13 protein-coding genes are annotated in these 18,363 nt (G+C 66.9%); 10 read left to right on the top strand and 3 right to left on the bottom strand.

The window, feature by feature from the left end:
* The first annotated feature begins 74 nt into the window (after positions 1-74).
* Positions 75-2,063: a transcription termination factor Rho gene (gene rho, locus AC5ZH6_RS09605; RefSeq protein WP_006368537.1), complete on the top strand. Its 1,989-nt coding sequence runs from the start codon at positions 75-77 to the stop codon at positions 2,061-2,063.
* Between the two features lie 127 nt (positions 2,064-2,190).
* Here rho and AC5ZH6_RS09610 read toward each other — a convergent pair whose 3' ends face one another.
* The 3 genes from AC5ZH6_RS09610 to AC5ZH6_RS09620 are packed head-to-tail and all read right to left on the bottom strand — an operon-like array spanning position 2,191 to position 10,378.
* The gene (locus AC5ZH6_RS09610) at positions 2,191-3,228 is read right to left on the bottom strand and encodes a ChuX/HutX family heme-like substrate-binding protein (protein ID WP_006368536.1); all 1,038 of its coding nucleotides are present in this window, start codon (positions 3,226-3,228) and stop codon (positions 2,191-2,193) included.
* Between the two features lie 15 nt (positions 3,229-3,243).
* The gene (locus AC5ZH6_RS09615) at positions 3,244-5,094 is read right to left on the bottom strand and encodes a sulfite reductase subunit alpha (RefSeq protein WP_006368535.1); all 1,851 of its coding nucleotides are present in this window, start codon (positions 5,092-5,094) and stop codon (positions 3,244-3,246) included.
* Position 5,095: 1 nt separating this feature from the next.
* Positions 5,096-10,378 (bottom strand): glutamate synthase-related protein, encoded by a 5,283-nt coding sequence (locus tag AC5ZH6_RS09620; RefSeq protein WP_006368534.1) that lies wholly within the window; start codon positions 10,376-10,378, stop codon positions 5,096-5,098.
* Positions 10,379-10,730: 352 nt separating this feature from the next.
* Here AC5ZH6_RS09620 and rpmE point away from each other — a divergent pair, with 352 nt between their 5' ends.
* The 9 genes from rpmE to AC5ZH6_RS09665 all read left to right on the top strand — a co-directional run bounded on the left by rpmE (position 10,731) and on the right by AC5ZH6_RS09665 (position 18,342).
* Positions 10,731-10,958 carry a 50S ribosomal protein L31 gene (rpmE, locus tag AC5ZH6_RS09625; protein ID WP_006368533.1) on the top strand — a complete coding sequence of 76 codons (228 nt, stop codon included), beginning with the start codon at positions 10,731-10,733 and terminating at the stop codon, positions 10,956-10,958.
* 361 nt (positions 10,959-11,319) lie between these two features.
* Positions 11,320-12,426 carry a peptide chain release factor 1 gene (gene prfA / locus AC5ZH6_RS09630; protein ID WP_006368532.1) on the top strand — a complete coding sequence of 369 codons (1,107 nt, stop codon included), beginning with the start codon at positions 11,320-11,322 and terminating at the stop codon, positions 12,424-12,426.
* Positions 12,423-13,283: a peptide chain release factor N(5)-glutamine methyltransferase gene (gene prmC / locus AC5ZH6_RS09635; protein WP_006368531.1), complete on the top strand. Its 861-nt coding sequence runs from the start codon at positions 12,423-12,425 to the stop codon at positions 13,281-13,283. Before prfA ends, prmC begins: the two co-directional genes overlap by 4 nt.
* Positions 13,280-13,936 (top strand): L-threonylcarbamoyladenylate synthase, encoded by a 657-nt coding sequence (locus AC5ZH6_RS09640; protein ID WP_006368530.1) that lies wholly within the window; start codon positions 13,280-13,282, stop codon positions 13,934-13,936. The genes prmC and AC5ZH6_RS09640 overlap by 4 nt, the downstream gene beginning before the upstream one ends.
* A gap of 16 nt (positions 13,937-13,952) precedes the next feature.
* Complete coding sequence (glyA, locus tag AC5ZH6_RS09645) at positions 13,953-15,167, top strand: serine hydroxymethyltransferase (RefSeq protein ID WP_035727231.1); 1,215 nt, start codon at positions 13,953-13,955, stop codon at positions 15,165-15,167.
* 56 nt (positions 15,168-15,223) lie between these two features.
* Positions 15,224-16,462, top strand: coding sequence for an MraY family glycosyltransferase (locus AC5ZH6_RS09650; RefSeq protein WP_006368528.1), 1,239 nt, complete (start codon positions 15,224-15,226; stop codon positions 16,460-16,462).
* Positions 16,463-16,756: 294 nt separating this feature from the next.
* Positions 16,757-17,173 (top strand): hypothetical protein, encoded by a 417-nt coding sequence (locus AC5ZH6_RS09655; protein WP_006368527.1) that lies wholly within the window; start codon positions 16,757-16,759, stop codon positions 17,171-17,173.
* Complete coding sequence (gene atpB, locus AC5ZH6_RS09660) at positions 17,170-17,928, top strand: F0F1 ATP synthase subunit A (protein WP_006368526.1); 759 nt, start codon at positions 17,170-17,172, stop codon at positions 17,926-17,928. The genes AC5ZH6_RS09655 and atpB overlap by 4 nt, the downstream gene beginning before the upstream one ends.
* Positions 17,929-18,078: 150 nt before the next feature.
* Positions 18,079-18,342 (top strand): F0F1 ATP synthase subunit C, encoded by a 264-nt coding sequence (locus AC5ZH6_RS09665; protein WP_006368525.1) that lies wholly within the window; start codon positions 18,079-18,081, stop codon positions 18,340-18,342.
* Positions 18,343-18,363: the final 21 nt, after the last annotated feature.

Raw genomic sequence — 18,363 nt, forward strand, 5'->3', positions numbered from 1 at the left:
ATCTGACAACCGAGGGCGACGGCGGAATGAAGCCCCTTGCGGCACACGGTTTGCAAGGGAATGAAAGGACATCCGTGACCGATACGGACCTGATCACCGCACCCGCTTCCGCAGACACGACCACCGAAGCGGCGGCGCCGAAGACCCGCGCCCGCAGCGCCCGAACCGGACTGTCCGGCATGGTGCTGAGCGAACTCCGTGCGCTCGCCGGGGAACTGGGCATCAAGGGCACCTCAGGCATGCGCAAGGGTGACCTCATCGCTGCGATCAAGGAGCGCCAGTCCGGCGGATCGCCGAAAACCGGCGAGCAGGCCAAGGCCGGTTCCCCCGAACAGATGACGATCACCGCCGACGAGCCCACCGGCCGTCCGGCGCGTGGACGCGCGAGCAAGAACGGCGCCGCCGAGACCGGCGCAGGCGAGACCAGCGCACGCGAGAACGGCACCTCCCGGACGTCTGCCGCGGACTCCGACGCCGCAGCCGGCGCCGAGAAGACCGACGCGGCACCGAAGAAGCGCTCCGAGCGCGAGTCCACCGACACTTCCGGCGAGTCGACGAGCGGTGGCGGCGAGGCCCGCACCGAGCGGCGCGACAATCGCGCCGACGCCGAGGGCGACGACGCGTCGGGCAACCAGCGCAACCGCAATCGCAACCGCAACAACCAGAACCGTGAGGGTGGCCAGAACCGCGAGTCGGGCCAGAATCGCGAGGGCAACCGGAACGGCGGTAACAACCAGGGCGGTAACAACCAGGGCGGTAACAACCAGGGCGGGCAGGGCCAGAACGGCAACCGCGACAACAACCGCGACGACGACGACGACCAGGGCGGCCGACGCCGCGGACGTCGGTTCCGCGAGCGGCGTCGTGGGCGCGACCGCGAGAACACCTCGGGCGAGCCGCAGATCTCCGAGGACGACGTCATCGCTCCCGTCGCGGGCATTCTCGATGTGCTCGACAACTACGCGTTCGTCCGCACCTCGGGGTACCTCGCCGGCCCCAACGACGTATACGTCTCGATGAATCTCGTGCGCAAGAACGGCTTACGCCGCGGTGACGCCATCACCGGTGCGGTGAAGGTGCCCCGCGAGGGTGAGCAGCCCAATCAGCGGCAGAAGTTCAATCCGCTGGTGCGACTCGACACCGTCAACGGTGCCGAGGTCGAGGCCGCCAGAAAGCGCCCGGAGTTCGGCAAGCTGACACCGCTCTATCCGAATCAGCGCCTGCGCCTGGAGACGACCCCTGATCGCCTGTCGACCCGCGTGATCGATCTGATCATGCCGATCGGCAAGGGGCAGCGAGCATTGATCGTGTCGCCGCCGAAGGCCGGTAAGACCACGATCATCCAGGACATCGCGAACGCAATCACCACCAACAACCCGGAATGCCATCTCATGGTGGTGCTCGTCGACGAGCGCCCCGAAGAGGTGACCGATATGCAGCGCTCGGTCAAGGGTGAGGTCATCGCCTCGACGTTCGACCGTCCGCCGTCAGATCACACCTCCGTCGCCGAGCTGGCCATCGAGCGCGCCAAGCGTCTGGTCGAGGGTGGCAAGGATGTCGTGGTGTTGCTCGACTCCATCACCCGTCTCGGTCGCGCCTACAACAACGCCTCGCCGGCGTCGGGTCGCATCCTCTCCGGTGGTGTCGACTCGACCGCGCTGTATCCGCCGAAGCGTTTCCTCGGCGCCGCGCGCAATATCGAGAACGGCGGGTCGCTGACGATCATCGCCTCCGCGCTGGTCGAGACGGGCTCCACCGGCGACACGGTGATCTTCGAGGAATTCAAGGGCACCGGTAACGCCGAACTCAAACTCGACCGCAAGATCGCCGACCGCCGGGTGTTCCCGGCCGTCGACGTCAATCAGTCGAGCACACGTAAGGACGAGCTGTTGATGTCGCCCGAGGAATTCGGGATCGTCTACAAACTCCGTCGTGTGCTGAGCGGCCTCGATTCGCAGCAGGCGATCGACCTGTTGATCAGCCAGCTCAAGAAGACCAAGACCAACGTCGAGTTCCTGATGCAGGTGCAGACCAATGCGCCAGGCGCGATGAAGGACGACTGAGACAGGTCTCGCCACAGGGCATTTGGCCCGCTGGGCCTTGACCACCTCAAGCCGCCCTCGACCATCCAGCGATGGTCGAGGGCGGCTCGATTCGTCCGGTGGCCTGCCTGTTGCGGGCGCGGGCGGCTCAGGCGACCAGGTCGGTCAGTAGATGATCCCAGGCAGCGAAGACCGGTGCGGGAACCGGGCCGGTCTGGGTGAGCACGAGGCTGCAGGCGCCGTGCCGGTCGTACAGCTCGATCGAGCCGGTGCGTCCCCACACTCCGTCCGACCAGGTGATCCAGGACTCGGCGACCAGACCGAAATTGATCATCGCCCGCGCGCGCCCGGAGGCCACGACCATCTGGCCGCGGTGCTCGCGGGCGCCGTCGAGCTGGTCGTGGCGCATCTGGATACACCCGGGTGCACAGGTGGCCGTCGTCATCGCCATGCCCAGGAGTGCAGCGTGTTCGAGCGCGGCGATCACCTGCCGGTCGTCGACCCTGCGGAAACCGGCATCGGAAAGACCCGGGAGTTCGGTGCGTCGCGCGACACCGCCGTCGGCAAGGATGGAATCGAATTGGGTGATCTGGTCGTCGTCGGCGCGGACAGGTGTCGGCGTCGACCAGCTCGCAGGGGCGTCGGGACCGTATGAGTCGAGGCCGGCGGCGTCGGCGAAGCTCGGATCGGCGCGCCCGAGTCCGATCGACTCGAAGGCCAGCCGGTCACTGAGCTCGGTGAGATACGTGGCATGAGCGGTGTTCCCGTCGACGTCGAAGAACCGCAGGGTCGGCGGGACATGCGCGGCGGGTTCGGTGATCAGCGCCGACCCCAGACGAGCGGGGTTGAGCCGCAACGTGATACGCGAGGCATCGCACCGGATCGGTCCACCCGGATGCACCGGCGGCTCGTGGGCGCCGACGTCATTGCACACCACCGGCCCCGCCACGGTGACGCCGACCACCTGGTCGAGATGTGGAAGATGCGCTCCGACGACGGCGGGCTCGACGCCGAGTACAGTGCCGGTGAAACCCGGGGAGGCCATCAGCGTCGCGAGATCGCTGGTACCCGAACTCCCTGGCGCACAACCACATCCCTGGTCGCGCCGACAGCCCCGCGACAGGGACGTGCCGGAGCCGTCGGGGGCGTCTTCATGGCCGGGAGTGGACTCGGGGTTGGTGGGCATGACGCCCTTCCTTTCCTAGTAGACGTCGCGCAGGTAGCGCTTGTCCTTCTTCAGTTGATCGAGGTAGTCACCGGCCTGATCGGCAGAGCGGGAACCGTGCTCGGCGATGATCTCGGTGAGTGTGGTCTCCACGTCGCGCGCCATCCGGGTGGCGTCGCCGCACACATACAGGTGCGCACCGGATTCCAGCCACGCGAAGAGTTCCGCCCCCTGCTCACGCATCCGGTCCTGTACATAGACCTTGCGATCCTGATCACGGGAGAACGCGAGATCCACACGGGTGAGCACACCGTCGGCGCGGAATTGGTCGATCTCATCGGCGTAGAGATAGTCGGTGGCGTGATGCCGGTCGCCGAAGAACAGCCAGTTCCGTCCCGAACAGCCGCGGGCCTGCCGCTCGTGCAGGAACGCACGGAACGGTGCGATTCCGGTACCCGGCCCGATCATGATCGTCGCGGCGTCGTCGGCCGGCAGCCGGAACGACTTGTTGGGGGTGATGAAGACGTCGACGGTGTCGCCGTCGTGGCGGCGATCGGCGAGGAACGTCGAACACACCCCACCACGTTCGCGTTCGCCGGAGCGGTAGCGGACGGTGGCCATGGTGATGTGCACGGTGCCCTGGTGTGCACGGGGACTCGACGAGATGGAGTACACCCGGTGCGCCAACGGACGCAGTTCGGCGAGCAACTCCTCGGGGGTGATCGTCAGGGACGGGTCGACTTCGAGGAGGTCGAGCACGTCCTTGCCCCACAGCCACGCGTCGAGTGCCTCCTTGTCGCCGGTGGACACCAGGTGCAGCAACTCCGGATCCTGACTGCGCGAGGCGATGTAGTCGACGAGATACTTCGACGGCGTCGCGATCTCGTACTGACGTGTCAGGGCATCACGCAACGTGCGGGTGGACTTGCGATCGGTGATCGGCTCGTCGCCGGTCGCTCCGAGACGGCTGATCACGCGTTCCACCAGAGCAGCGTCGTTGACCGGGGCGATGCTGATACCGTCGCCCGGCTCGTAGGTGATTCCGCTGTCGCCCAACGAGATCACCAGATGACGAACTTCCTTGTCCGATCCCGGGCCGGACAACACCGTGTTGGCGACGATGGTCGCCGGATACGGATTCTTGCGCCCCCACTTCGCCGGCGTACGGGGCCTGGTTGCCGGGACGGGGGCAACGGTTTCGGCCGCAGCGGGGACCGAAGGCTGGGTGGCCGGTGCCGAGGAGTCATATGCCGAGGAGTCGGGGGCGGTGGAATCGGAGGTGTCGGTGTCGACGGTGGCCAGCGCGGTGATCGCGCCCGAGATCCACTCGCGGGCGGGTTCCTCGTAGTCGACGTCGCAGTCGACCCGGTCGATCACCCGGGTGGCGCCGAGTTCGGCCAGTCGGGCGTCGATGTTCTTCCCGGCCTGACAGAACCCGTCGTAGATCGAATCACCCAGCGCCAGAACGCCGTAGAACAACCCGTCCAGGCGGGGTGCGTCGGGTGCGGCGAGTGCTTGCCAGAACAGTTCACCGTTGTCGGGCATGTCGCCCTCGCCGTAGGTGGAGGTGATCACCACCAGTCGTCGCACCGCAGTCAGGTCGCCGAGTTCGAGGGCGTCGAGACCGCAGAACTGGGGGACGAATCCCTGCGCGCCGGCCTGTTCGACGAGTTGCTCGGCGAGGTATTCGGCGGTCCCGGTCTGGGAGCCGAACACGACCTGCAGGGCGATCCCGGTCGGCGCGGCCGCCTGGACCGCGCCGATGGGCTGCGCGGTGGCCGATCCGGCCATCGCGATCTTGGTGTTCAATCCCGCGAGAAATCCCGCCAGCCAAGCCTTCTGATCGCCGGTGAACGGGACGTCGGAGGGAATGTAGGGCAATTGCATCTCAGGAGACCTCCGGTAGGACTGCGGCGGCCGAACGCGCGAGGGACTCGGCGACGTCGGGGATCGCCCGCATGGCGAACAGTTCGTCGAAACTCGGTAGCCGACCGAGTCGTTCTCGATTGCGGCGGTCCTGGTGGAGAATCCAGCCGTAGGTGCCGGGGGCATCCATCGAGCGCACGTTGCGGCGTTCGAGTGCCGCCTTGTAGTCGTCGACGCGTTTGGCGGAGATGAGCGCGGCGATCTGCTCGGAGTCGTACTGCGCCAGAATGTCTCGCACGTAACGGGATACCCGGGCGATGAGATCGTGATCCTCGGTCAGGATCAGATTGCGTGCCGAACGCGCGAGGAACTCCTCACTCGGCGAACCCGTTGCCGCCCTGGCGCCCCGGTGGTTCAGTCGCGCGCCGGCGACCTCGCGGGCGAGTCCGAAAACCGTGAAAGCACCCAGCAAGCGGTACATGTCGGCATCGTCGGTGTGGCCGTACTCGGGCACCACACCCTCGACGACGGGTGTCCCGGAGCGCAGATCGGTCTTGAGGGTTCGGATCTGGCCGAGTGCCATCGCCCCGACGAGTTCATCGCGTAGCGCTCGCGGGCTCAGCGTCGCCATGAGGGTGTCGGCGTCCTGGTGGGCAAGCAACGCCCGGGGTAACGCATAGCTGACGTAATGCCTTTCGGTCTCCCAATTCTCGAGCAGCCGTGTGGCCAACGCCGAGCCGGTGGCCTCGGCGTGCATCTGCAGCAGGGTGAACGCGGCATGGTGATGGATCGGGGCGAGTGGATCGCCGACGCCGGTGATCGCACCGACGAGCACCGAGTCGTTGCTGATCCGTTCGGCAAGTTCGCATCCGGGATCGTATTGATAGAGAAAGCCGCCGCTCATCCCGTTTCCCAGGCCGTTGCCGTAGCCGCCGAGGTTGAACACGGCACCGCCTGTCATGTACTCACAACCGAATTCGCCGAGCCCCTCCACGACGGCGGTGGCACCGGAGTTGCGGACCGCGAAGCGATCTCCGGCCTCACCCTCGACGAACAGGCGCCCGCCGGTGGCCCCGAACAGGGCGAAGTTCCCGATGAGGACGTTGCCACCGAGCGCGGGGGAGCCGCCTCCGGGGGACCGCACCACGACGGTGCCGCCGCACATGGACTTGCCCACTCCGTCGTTACAGGTTCCGTGGTGTTCCAGCCGCATCCCGTCGTTGCAGAATGCGGCATAGGACAATCCGGCCGAACCGGAGGTGGCGACGACCACGGTATCGGCGTCGAGGTGGCATCGGCCGCGATCGTCGCGGATCGCGGCGGCCACCTCGGGGACGGTCCCGTGATTGAGCCGCCGCTCGATGTCGACGGCGAGTTGTGCACCGACACTTCGGTTGCGGTTGGTCAGCACCACCGGTGTGGTGTGGACCCTGTCGCGGGACTCATCGACAAGCGCGCGCCAGACCTGTTCGCCGAGCGCGTCATCGACGCGGTAATCCCGTTCGAGATACACCGGATCGGTGATCTCGGGTGCCTCGATCCGCGCGAGCAGGGCTTGCGGGCGCAGACCGGAGACCAGTGCGGGATGATCGATCAGCCGGAGCAGATCGGTGCGTCCCCGGGCGGCGCGCAGATCCGGCAACCCGAGATCGGCGAGGAGTTCGCGGACCTCGTGGGCGACATTGAGCAGATACTGCGCCATCGCCCGTGGATCGCCGTCGAACACCTCCGGATTGGTGGTGAGTCCGGCCGGGCACTTGATGTTGCAGTTCTTGGCCATCACGCAACCGATCATCATCAGTGCGGCGGTGCCGAATTCGAAGCTGTCGGCACCGAGGAGAGCAGAGACGAGCACGTCGCGTCCGGTCTGGTGGGCGCCGGAGGTCCGCAGCACCACCTTCTGGCGCAGCCCGTGCACCGACAACGCCTGATGGACCTCGGCGAGCCCGATCTCGGCGGCTCGGCCCGCATACCGCAGGCTCGTCACCGACGCCGCGCCTGTTCCGCCGGTGTTGCCCGCCACGTTGATGACGTCGGCGCCGGCCTTGGCGACACCGACCGCGATGGTGCCGATGCCCTCGGAACTGACGAGTTTGACGATCACCCGAACACGCGCGGCCTTGCAGTCGTGGATGAGCTGGGCGAGATCCTCGATGGAGTAGGTGTCGTGGTGCGGCGGTGGGCTGACGAGTTCGACCCCGGGCGTACCGCCACGGGCGGCGGCGATCTCGACGGTCACCTTGGGTGCCGGGAGTTGGCCGCCCTCACCGGGTTTGGCTCCCTGGCCGATCTTGATCTCGAGCTCGGTGAGCATCGGGTCGGCGAGGTATCCGGCCCAGATCCCGAATCGTCCGGAGGCGAATTGCTTGATCCGCGAGGCGCGCAACGTCCCATAGCGCGAGAGATGTTCGCCCCCCTCGCCGCAATTGGACAGGCCACCGACCATGTTGGTGCCGTGGGCGACCGCCTCATGGGCGGGTGCGACGAGTGCGCCGTGACTCATTGCGCCGGAGGCGAAGGTCGCCGTGATCTCATGTGCGGGTTGCACGTCGGTGAGCGCGATCGGTGGGGTGTCGGCCACCGGCTCCAGGATGTCGCGCAACGCGCTCGGGCGGCGGGCCCGCGTGGCCGCCAGATCAGCGACGAAACCGCGATAGGCGTCGGTGACGGTGAACCGATCGATCTCGGCGGGACTCAATGCCGCAAAGCTGCTGTCCTCGTAGACCTCGTCACCCAGACCGAACGCGTCGGCGAGGGTGGCCAGGGTGAGCAGGCGGACCGTGTCACCGAGCCCCTCGGCCTCTGCTTTCGTCGATTCGCCTCGCGCCGAGGAGAAATGGATCTTCTCGTCGACGAGGGCGCCGTATCCGCGGACGGCCGCGGCGCCGAACGAGTGTCCCGCGCCCTCGGCACGTTCCTTGAACAGGCCGAGCAGGGGTAGGTCGGCGTCGGCAGCCGGTACCGGGGCGTTCATCGCCGCGCTGTGTGCGGCTCCGAGGGCCTCGACGATCGGTTGCAGGCCCACGCCGCCGACCGGTGCCCGTAGATTCGGGAACCAGCGGTGCAGATCCTGCTCGGCGGTGTCGAGGAAGGCCGGTTCGAAGAACTCACCGCCGATGTAGCTTTCGACCGTGCAGAGCCCGACCCGGCCCATGGTCTTGCACAGCGATTTCTCGGCGCCCTTGCGCCACCGGGCGAACCCCTCCTCGTCGGGTGCCCGCCGGGCCACCGTGTGTGGATGCACCGCGGCGGCACCGAACCCGAGGATCGCCGCGAGATGATGCGACGATTCGACCTGGCCGGTGTCGACGACGACCGAGATCCGCAGGCACACCCCGGCGGAGATGAGTTGCTGATTGACCGCCGACACCGTGAAGATCATCGGCAGCGCCGCCCGTTCGGGACCGATCCCGCGGTCGCTGAGGACGGCGATACCGCCGGTGGCCGAAGCGAACTCGACGATTCGAGCGCCGAGACGGTCGATCGATTCGACGAGGTGGATGCGATCGGCGTCGGCGTCGACTCCCCGCTCGAATGTCGCGTCGAAGAGCTGCACCGGTGATTCCGACTGTGCCATCAGCAGTCCGAGTTCGCCGGCGGTGAGAATCGGTGTGCCGAGTACGATCTGGCGTCCTTCGGACGGGTCCGGCTCGGCGTTGATGTCCGGGCGCCGGCCGAGTGCGACCCGCAGGCTCATCCCGTCGGCCTCCCGGATGGAGTCCAGTGGCGGATTGGTCACCTGCGCAAAACGCTGCGAAAAGAACCGTGACACATTGGGTTCGACGTTGGTCAGCGGATTGATGGCGTTGCCGAAGCCCATCGCGGAGACCCGCTCGACGCCGTCGGCGAGCATCGGGTCGATGAAGTACCGGAAGCTCTCCTGATCCAGATTGTAGGCGCGGTAGCGCTGATGATCGGTGAGATCGTGCTCGGCGGCCGTGGCCGGGATGCCGTTCGACGAGGACTCGGCCGAGGTGTGCGCTGCGGCGATATCGGCGAGATCGACCTTCGCCGCGCGCAGCAAGGCGGGGTAATCCCGTGCGGTGGAGAGCTTTTCGTAGGCGTCGGCGGTGGTGTAGACGCGATGCTCGCGATGGTCGTAGTAGATCATCCCGCCCGCGGAGACGCGGCCGCGGGCGATCACGGTGTCGGGATCGAAGTCGACCTGCCCGGCTTCGGAAAAGGCGCACAGGTATTCGGTGGTCTCGACGGTGCGCAGCGGCCGCAAGCCGAGACGGTCCAGTCGCGCGCCGATGATCGTACCGTCACCGAAGACGACCGCGGCGGGTCCGTCGTTCTTCTCCTCGTAGAGCGAGAAGTACTCGAACATCGCCCGGACGCGGTCCGACAGCGTCGGATCGTTCTCCCATGCCGGCGGCATCATCGACACGATCGTCGTGACCAGGTCGGTCTGGTCGTTGATCACCCGAGCGGCCACGGTCTGGTCGAGGCGGCTGGAGTCGGACTGGCCGGGTGGACGCACGATGGGCCGTCGGGCTGCCGCGGCAGCGGAGACCTGGGCGATGCGGTTCTTTTTGTCGGTGTTGAGTTCGCCGTTGTGCGCGAGGAACCGGAACGGCTGCGCCATCGTGGGATGCGGGTCGGTGTTGGTGGAGAAGCGCGTGTGGAAGAACAGGGTGTGCACGCGATGATCGGGATCGGCGAGGTCGAGGAAGTAGTCGATGACCTCCGGGGAGGACAGTCGTCCTTTGAGGACCTGTGTGCGTGCCGACAGTGAGAGCGGATAGAGCCCGGCAAGCGCGGGCGCCGTGTAGCCGATCGCCTCGATGTGCAGAAGCGCCTGCTCGACGAGACGGTCGAGGGCCACCGGCTCGGGGCACGGTTGCGGTGCTGCGAAGATCCACTGGCGGATCGGGAGCTGGAAGTCGACGGCGGCCTCGCGGAGAACGTCGTCGTCGACCGGCACGTCGCGCACACACAACACGGTGAATCCGCGGTCGGCCATCGTGCGCTCGATCAACCGGGTGGCCTTGGCGGCCGACTCCTCGGTGGTCGGCAAGAAGAAGTTGCCGACGCAGAACTGGCCAAGGCGCAGGTCGGGGCGGCCGGTGAGTTTGCGGAAGAACCGTTGGGACAGGTCGATGCAGATGCCGCCGCCGTCGCCGACGCCCAACGCGGACATGCCGCCGCGGTGGGGTACCGAACACAGTGCGGCACGCGCCTTGTCGATCACGCTGTGCTTCTGGACGCCGTCTTTACGGGTGATGAAGCCCACCCCACAACTGCTCTTCTCGTCGCTGGGGTCGACCAGCAGCTGCTGGTGACCGTGCCGATCGGCCTGCATTCGTCTCCTCGTGTGCCCGCGTATCCACTCGATGTGCCGGCCTCGGCGGTGACGTCCGAGTGAGCCGGTCGGCGATGTCCGCTGCGACGATGAAGCGAACATCAGAGGCACTATAACTTAGCCAAGCCTTACCAACATGAGCGTGCCCTAAATATGTCGCCGATGGCGGGAATGAACCCGTGGGTGGGTCTGTTGAGGCCGGTGAACCCTTCGGTGGGGCACGTCGTCACCGGTCACCGACGATTTCGGTCCGGTGCGGTACGCGTGGCATACTGATCGGTCGAGTCCGGTTCCGGTTCACACCGACGATCCGCGTCGGTGACCCGGCGACCACGAGAAAGGGACACCAGAGATGAAGCAGGGAATCCATCCCGATTACCACGCGACCACCGTCGTGTGCGGCTGCGGCAACACGTTCGAGACCCGCAGCACCGCTGCCAACGGTCGCATCAACGTGGAAGTCTGCTCGCAGTGCCACCCGTTCTACACGGGCAAGCAGAAGATCCTCGATACCGGCGGTCGCGTCGCGAAGTTCGAGGCTCGCTACGGCAAGCGCAAGAAGGCCGACGCCGCCAAGTAGACCCGTCGACGACGCCCGCCCGGTTCAGCAAGAACCGGCCGGGCGTCGTTTGTCTTTGCACGGCCCGCGGCGGTGATCGCTGAGCCAGCGGCACTGCGCCGCGCCGCGATGCAGGACGAAGAACGAGGAGCGCAGCGACGACGTGATGAGGACGAAGAGCGGTGACTGAAGGCGCGAGTGCACGCACAGGCGGAGCCGGTGCCAATGGTGCTAGCGGAGCGACAAGGCGATGACGACGAAGAGCGGCGCATCAGGGCGCGAACACCGCACCGGCGGAGCCGGTGCCAAAGGCACTGCGCCGCGCCGCGATGCAGGACGAAGAACGAGGAGCGCAGCGACGACGTGATGAGGACGAAGAGCGGTGAGTAAAGGCGCAGGTGCACGCGCGGACGGAGTCCGCGCCAAAGGAACCGCCATCGACGACATCCTCGCCGAGCATGCGGGTTTGGAGACCCAGCTCGCCGATCCGTCGTTGCATGACGATCCGGCGATGGCGCGTCGCGTGGGTAAGAGGTTCGCCGAGTTGGCTCCGATCATGGCAACGCATGCCCGTTTGCAGTCTGCGCGTGACGATCTCGCGGCGGCACGGGAGCTCGCCGCCGACGATGCCGGTTTTGCCGAGGAGATCCCGGCGCTCGAGGAGACGGTGGCAGAACTCGATGCGACGCTGACCGATCTGCTCGCCCCGCGTGACCCGCACGACGCCGACGACGTGGTGCTCGAGATCAAATCCGGTGCGGGCGGCGAGGAGTCGGCGTTGTTCGCCGCGGATCTGGCACGTATGTACCTGAAGTACTGCGAGCGACACGGGTGGAAGGCCGAAATGCTGGGTATCACCGAGTCCGATCTCGGCGGCTACAAGGAAGCCACGATGTCGATTCGCTCGCGTGAGGTGTCGCGGGACGGGGTGTGGTCGCGATTGAAGTTCGAGGGCGGTGTGCACCGCGTGCAGCGGGTGCCGGTCACCGAGTCGCAGGGGCGCATTCACACGTCGGCGGCCGGGGTGCTCATCTACCCGGAACCCGATGAGGTGGAGCAGGTCGCGATCGACGAGTCGGATCTGCGGATCGACGTGTATCGCTCGTCGGGTAAGGGTGGGCAGGGCGTCAACACCACCGACTCGGCGGTGCGCATCACCCACCTTCCGACCGGGATCGTGGTGACCTGCCAGAACGAGCGTTCGCAGCTGCAGAACAAGGCGCGTGCGATGCAGGTGCTCGCCGCCCGATTGCAGTCCGCGGCAGAGGAAGAGGCGCAGGCCGCGGCTGCGGAGGGACGGGCGGCACAGATCCGCACCGTCGATCGGTCCGAACGGATCCGCACCTACAACTTCCCGGAGAACCGGATCACCGATCACCGCATCGGTTACAAGGCGAACAATCTCGATGCCGTGCTGAGTGGTGACATGGACGCGTTGCTCGATGCGCTCGTCGCGGCCGACCGGCAGGCGCGCCTCGAGGCGCAGTGACCCGATCGGTCCGGGACGTGATCGCTTCGGCGACCACGGTTCTCGCATCTGTGGGGGTCGACTCCCCGGCCGCTGACGCGCGATGGCTGCTCGCCCACGTGCTCGGCGTCTCGCAGGGTCGGCTGTTGCTGGTCGACGATATCAGCGACGCCGTGGCGAAGGATTACGACGATCTCGTCGCCGCGCGTGCCCGTCGGGTTCCGCTGCAGCATCTCACCGGATCGGCATCGTTCGGGCCGGTCGAGCTCGCCGTCGGGCCGGGGGTGTTCGTCCCGCGTCCGGAGACCGAGCTGCTCTACGCGTGGGCGCTCGAGGTGGCAGAAGGGGACAGTCCCACGATCGTCGACCTCTGCAGTGGCAGTGGGGCGCTGGCGATCGCGCTGGCCGTGTCGCTGCCGAGGGCGCGGGTGCACGCCGTGGAGCGCTCCCCGATCGCGGCACAGTGGTTGCGCCGCAACGTCGATGACGCCGGGGTCACCGACCGCGTCCACGTTCATCTCGGCGATGCGACCGATTCCGCCGCGGTGTCGGCGTTCGTCGGCGGCCCGGTGGACCTCGTGGTGAGCAATCCTCCTTATGTGCCCACGGGTGTGCCGGTGTCGCAGGAGGTGCAGGCCGACCCGGCCGAAGCGGTGTTCGGTGGTGGCGACGGCATGTCGGTGATCACCCCGATGGTCGGGGTGATCGCCGAGATCTTGCGGTCCGGTGGCCGGGTCGGGATCGAACACGACGACACGACGTCGGCGTCGGTGGTTGCGGTGATGACGGGGTCGGGCGCCTTCGACGAGGTGCAGGAACATCGGGATCTCGCCGGCCGTCCGAGGTTCGTCACGGCCCGTGCGAGGATGGACCGGTGAGCTCACTTTTCGACTGTGCAGATCCCGACCAGCGAGCCACCGGAATCCGGGCGGCGGTCGGTGCCGCCAAGTCCGGCCGGCTGATCGTCATGCCCACCGACACGCTGTACGGAATCGGTTGCGACGCATTTGATTCCGAAGCTGTTGCGGAGCTGTTGGCGGCCAAGGGTCGGGGCCGCGACATGCCGGTTCCGGTGCTCGTCGGCTCCTGGCATACCGTCGACGGACTCGTTCTCGGCGTCAGCTCCGCGACGCGCGCGCTCGTGGAGGCGTTCTGGCCGGGTGGGTTGTCGCTGGTGGTGCAGCAGGCGCCGTCACTCGCCTGGGATCTCGGCGACACCGACGGCACTGTGATGCTGCGGATGCCGCTGCATCCGGTGGCCATCGAGATCCTGCGTGAGGTCGGGCCGATGGCGGTGTCGAGCGCCAATGTCTCGGGCCAGTCGCCGTCGACGACCGCGCAGGAGGCCCGCACGCAACTCGGTGATTCGGTGTCGGTCTATCTCGACGGCGGACCGTCGCCGAAGGCACAGGCCTCGACGATCGTCGATCTGACCGGCCGGGCGCCGCGCATCCTGCGTCAGGGGGCGGTGAGCGCCGACGACATCGCAGCGGTCCTCGACATCGACCCGGCGAGCCTGGTGCAGCAGTGACGGGTCCGATCCGGTGATGGGTGCCGGCGACGATGCGATCGACGCCGAGCTCGCCACGCTGATCGACCGCGAAACCCGGCGTCGCGCGCAGACATTGCAGTTGGTCGCGGGGGAGACGGTCGCGAGCCCGGCGGTTCGGCGCATTCTCGCGACACCGCTGGCCGACACCTATGCCGAGGGATATCCGGGCGCGCGCTACCACGGCGGGTGCGAGGTTGTCGACGAGATCGAGGAGCTGGCGATCGCCCGTGCCGCCTCGTTGTTCGGCGCCGAGTATGTCAACGTGCAGCCGGTGTCGGGAACGGCGGCGGCGTCGGCGGTCTATGCGGCATTCGCCCAGCCGGGCGACCCGGTGTTGTCGCTGCGACTCGATCACGGGGGCCATCAGACGCACGGTTCGCGCGCGAATTTCTCCGGTCGCTGGTTCACCACCATCCGGTACGCCGTCGGTGAGGTCGACGAACTCGTCGACTACGACCAGATTCGTGATCTCGCGCTGCTGCACCGTCCGCGGTTGCTGGTCGCCGGGTCGGCAACCTATTCACGGCTGTTCCATTTTCCGACTCTTCGCCAGATCGCCGATGAGGCCGAATGCATCCTGTGGGTCGACGCCGCACACCTGGGCGGGTTGGTCGCCGGTGGGGTGGCGCCGAGTCCGGTGCCCCATGCCGACGTCGTGACGATGGTCACGCACAAGGTGCTGCGTGGTCCACGCGGTGGGCTGCTGCTGGGCGCCGACCGTCATCGTGCAGCGCTGCAGAAAGCGGTGTTCCCGTTCACCCAGGGCGCTCCGTCGATGCATGTGATCGCGGCCAAGGCCGCAACGTTCGCCGAGGCGGCGACGGCTACCCACGCGCATTACGTCTCGAGGACCGTCGAGAACGCGAGGGCCCTCGCCGCTGCGCTGACCGAGCGCGGGCTACGCATCGTCAGCGGTGGCACCGACACCCATCTCGCGGTCGTTGACGTCTCGGCGACCGGGCTCAGCGGAGTCCAGGCGCAGCAGCGCCTCCACGATGCCGGGATCGTCGTCGACAAGGCGGTGCTTCCGTTCGAGCACCGGCCGGTCGCCGAGGGGTCGGCCATTCGCATCGGCACCCCGATCGCGACCCTCGCCGGCGCGGACGCCGCCGCGATGACGCAGATCGCCGACTGGATGGTCGCCGCATTGTCCGATCCGTCCCAACACGCACGAATCCGCGGCTCGGTTGCCGAGTTGCTCGGCGGGTAGCCTGTTCGCGTGCCGGAACCCCTCTCGACCTTGCGCGCCACCGAGCGAGGTCCTCGATGAGCGTGGTCGAGCCCGGCGTGGCGCACACAGTCGCGGCACTGGCCGCGCCCGGGGTGGGTGAGGGGCTCGGTGTGCCGTTCCGCGAGCTGCTGCTCGTCGGATTGAGTGCGGCCGCGGTCACCTACCTGCTCACCTCTGCGGTACGGGTCCTCGCGATCAAGATCGGGGCGGTGGCCGTGCCACGGGCACGTGACGTGCACGTCATCCCGACCCCACGTCTCGGTGGCCTCGGGATGTTCGCCGGGATGGTCGCGGCGGTCGCCCTGGCCGCGAATCTGCCCGCGCTGAACCGGGGTTTCGCCTACACCAATGACATCGGGGCGGTGATCTCGGCGGGCGCGGTGATCGTCATCGTCGGTGCGATCGACGACCGATGGGGTCTGGACGCGCTGACCAAGTTCGTCGGTCAGCTCACCGCCGCCGGTGTGATGGTGGTGATGGGGGTCAGCTGGATCCAGTTCCCGGTGCCCTTCGGCGATATCGGCACGGTGGTCCTCGACCCGTTCCAGTCCGGGTTGCTGACCGTCGTGATCACCGTCGCCACCATCAATGCGGTCAACTTCGTCGACGGGCTCGACGGTCTCGCCGCAGGTCTGGGGTTCATCGCGGCGTCGGCGATCTGCCTGTTCTCGTTGGGACTGCTGCGTGACCAGGGCGGCGACGTCAGCTACTACCCGCCCGCGCTGATCTCGGTGGTTCTGGCCGGTGCGTGCCTGGGCTTCCTGCCGCACAACTTCTCGCCCGCGCGTATCTTCATGGGCGACTCCGGGGCCATGCTGATCGGGCTGATGCTCGCGGCCGCGTCGACCAGCGCCTCCGGTCGTATCGCGGTCTATGCCTACGGGCCGGCGGACGTGTTCACGCTGCTGTTGCCGCTGATCCTGGTCGCTGCGATCGTGTTCGTCCCGATGCTCGACATGCTGATGGCGATCGTTCGCCGCACCCGCGCCGGAGTCGGGTTCTATACGCCGGACAAGATGCACCTGCATCACCGGTTGCTCGAACTCGGGCATTCACAGCGACGGGTCGCGGTGATCATCTATCTGTGGGTCGCGATCCTGGCGTTCTCGGCGGCGGCGAGCACCCTGTTCCCGATGGCGGTGGTCGCGCCCGCCTTCGCCGGTGGTCTGGTGCTGGCGATGTTGGTGACCATGGCCCCGCGCCTGTCCCGTCGGATCGCGCAGATGCGCACCGCGCACGCGGGACCGATGGTCGGCGGTCGCGGCGGCCGCTGAGACGCACCTGTCCATGGGGCCAGGTAACCCGATGGTAAAGACCATGTACTATGAGCCGTAGTAGTTCGGCGGTGGGCACGGTGCCGTCGGCAACGGATCGGCTGTTCGACGCCGGTTCACCTACCTGCTCCGCGGTCCCGCACCCCCTGGTGGTGGCGGTCACGGCGCTTGGTAGGGTCTCAGCAATGCGGAGCGTACGCTCGGTGGCTCTCGGCTGCCAGTGAGTACGCCCGATCCCGTGTGCCGTCCTGTGTTTACCGCACGGAGGGTTCCGACGAGAGGTGAGGAGAGGCGATGACGACATCTGCCCCTGACTCCGCTCCCGTGTATTACCCGGCCGCTCCCACCGGCCTGGTGCGACCGGGGATCATCGCCGGCGCGTTCACGCTGATCGTGGCGGGCGTATCGATCTATGTGGGGCACTTCCTGTTTGCGATCTTCTTCGCGGTGGGTGTGGTGGCGGTTCTGGTCAACGCGAAGATGGTGACGATGGCCGTCTCGCGTGTGGCTGCCGAAGCCGACCCCCGTAAGAAACTGTTGGCCGTCAATTCCGCGCTGCGGCTCGGTGTGATCACCGTGCTGGCATTGGCCGCAGCCATTCTGGTCCGGCCCGAGGGGCTGGGCGTGATGTTCGGACTCGCCCTTGGCCAGGTTGTCCTGGTCCTCAACACGGTGATTCCGGTGATGAAAGGACTTCGTAAGCAGCTATGACCGCACCGTCTGACGCGCTGTACCTGGCTGAGGCCAAGATCGAGGTCGGCCACCACCAAGAGGTGGAATGGCTGGGCATGACCTGGAATCTCGACACGATCATCGCCGCGGCCATTGCCGCGCTGATCGTGATCGCGCTCGCGTTCTTCGTCAAGGCCAAGATGACCTCGCGCCGGCCGAACACCGTGCAGCTGTATTTCGAGGTCATCACCGTGCAGATGCGCAGTCAGATCGAGAGTGCGATCGGTATGAAGATCGCCCCGTTCGTGCTGCCGCTCGCGGTCACCTTGTTCACCTACATCCTGATCGTCAACTGGTTCTCGGTACTGCCGGTGCAGTACGGCGTCGACAGCGGCGCAACCCATGAGCTCATCAAACCGGCCTCGGGTGACGCCAACTTCACCTACGCGCTCGCGATCTTCGTCTTCGTCTGGTATCACGCCGCCGGCATGCGTCGGCGCGGTCCGCTGCGCCACCTGGGCAAGCTGGTCAAGGGACACGCGGCGGGCCTGGCACCGATCAACATCATCGAAGAGATCGCCAAGCCGCTCTCGCTGTCTCTCCGACTTTTCGGCAACCTCTTCGCCGGTGGCGTCATGGTCGCCCTGATCGCACTGTTCCCCGCGTACATCCTGTGGGCACCGAACGCGATCTGGAAAGCCTTCGACATGTTCATCGGCCTCATCCAGGCCTTCATCTTCGCCCTGTTGACGATCCTCTACTTCAGCCAGGCGATGGAAGACGAGCACCACTAGAACCACCGTCCGACGCCCACCGACGGTGAGCGTCGGACGCTGCAGGACAACCGTACGAACCACACCCCAATAGAAAAGGTCGGCCCGGCCGACCGGACCCACAGACCTGGCAACCAAGAGTGCCAGTTCCACCCGAAAGGAAAGATCTCAATGGATCCGAATCTGGTTAGCATGGGCGCGTTGATCGGCGGCGGCCTCATCATGGGCGGCGGCGCGATCGGTGCGGGCATCGGCGACGGTATCGCCGGTTCGCAGCTCATCGCCGGTATCGCCCGGCAGCCGGAGGCCCAGGGACGCCTGTTCACCCCGTTCTTCATCACCGTGGGTCTGGTCGAGGCGGCCTACTTCATCAACCTGGCGTTCATGGCCCTGTTCGTGTTCGCCAACCCGGCTCAGACCTACGGCGCATCCTGAGTCGAAGCGCCGTCCGTTCAG

Source organism: Gordonia sp. YC-XJ4 (genome assembly GCF_059511865.1).

What these genes read in the sequence shown, in the direction of transcription:
- AC5ZH6_RS09665 (WP_006368525.1), top strand. Translation starts at nt 18,079, where the DNA reads ATGGATCCGAATCTGGTTAGCATGGGCGCGTTGATCGGCGGCGGCCTC.
- AC5ZH6_RS09615 (WP_006368535.1), bottom strand. Translation starts at nt 5,094, where the DNA reads ATGCAATTGCCCTACATTCCCTCCGACGTCCCGTTCACCGGCGATCAG.
- glyA (WP_035727231.1), top strand. Translation starts at nt 13,953, where the DNA reads ATGGGTGCCGGCGACGATGCGATCGACGCCGAGCTCGCCACGCTGATC.
- rpmE (WP_006368533.1), top strand. Translation starts at nt 10,731, where the DNA reads ATGAAGCAGGGAATCCATCCCGATTACCACGCGACCACCGTCGTGTGC.
- AC5ZH6_RS09610 (WP_006368536.1), bottom strand. Translation starts at nt 3,228, where the DNA reads ATGCCCACCAACCCCGAGTCCACTCCCGGCCATGAAGACGCCCCCGAC.
- AC5ZH6_RS09620 (WP_006368534.1), bottom strand. Translation starts at nt 10,378, where the DNA reads ATGCAGGCCGATCGGCACGGTCACCAGCAGCTGCTGGTCGACCCCAGC.
- atpB (WP_006368526.1), top strand. Translation starts at nt 17,170, where the DNA reads ATGACCGCACCGTCTGACGCGCTGTACCTGGCTGAGGCCAAGATCGAG.
- AC5ZH6_RS09650 (WP_006368528.1), top strand. Translation starts at nt 15,224, where the DNA reads ATGAGCGTGGTCGAGCCCGGCGTGGCGCACACAGTCGCGGCACTGGCC.
- AC5ZH6_RS09655 (WP_006368527.1), top strand. Translation starts at nt 16,757, where the DNA reads ATGACGACATCTGCCCCTGACTCCGCTCCCGTGTATTACCCGGCCGCT.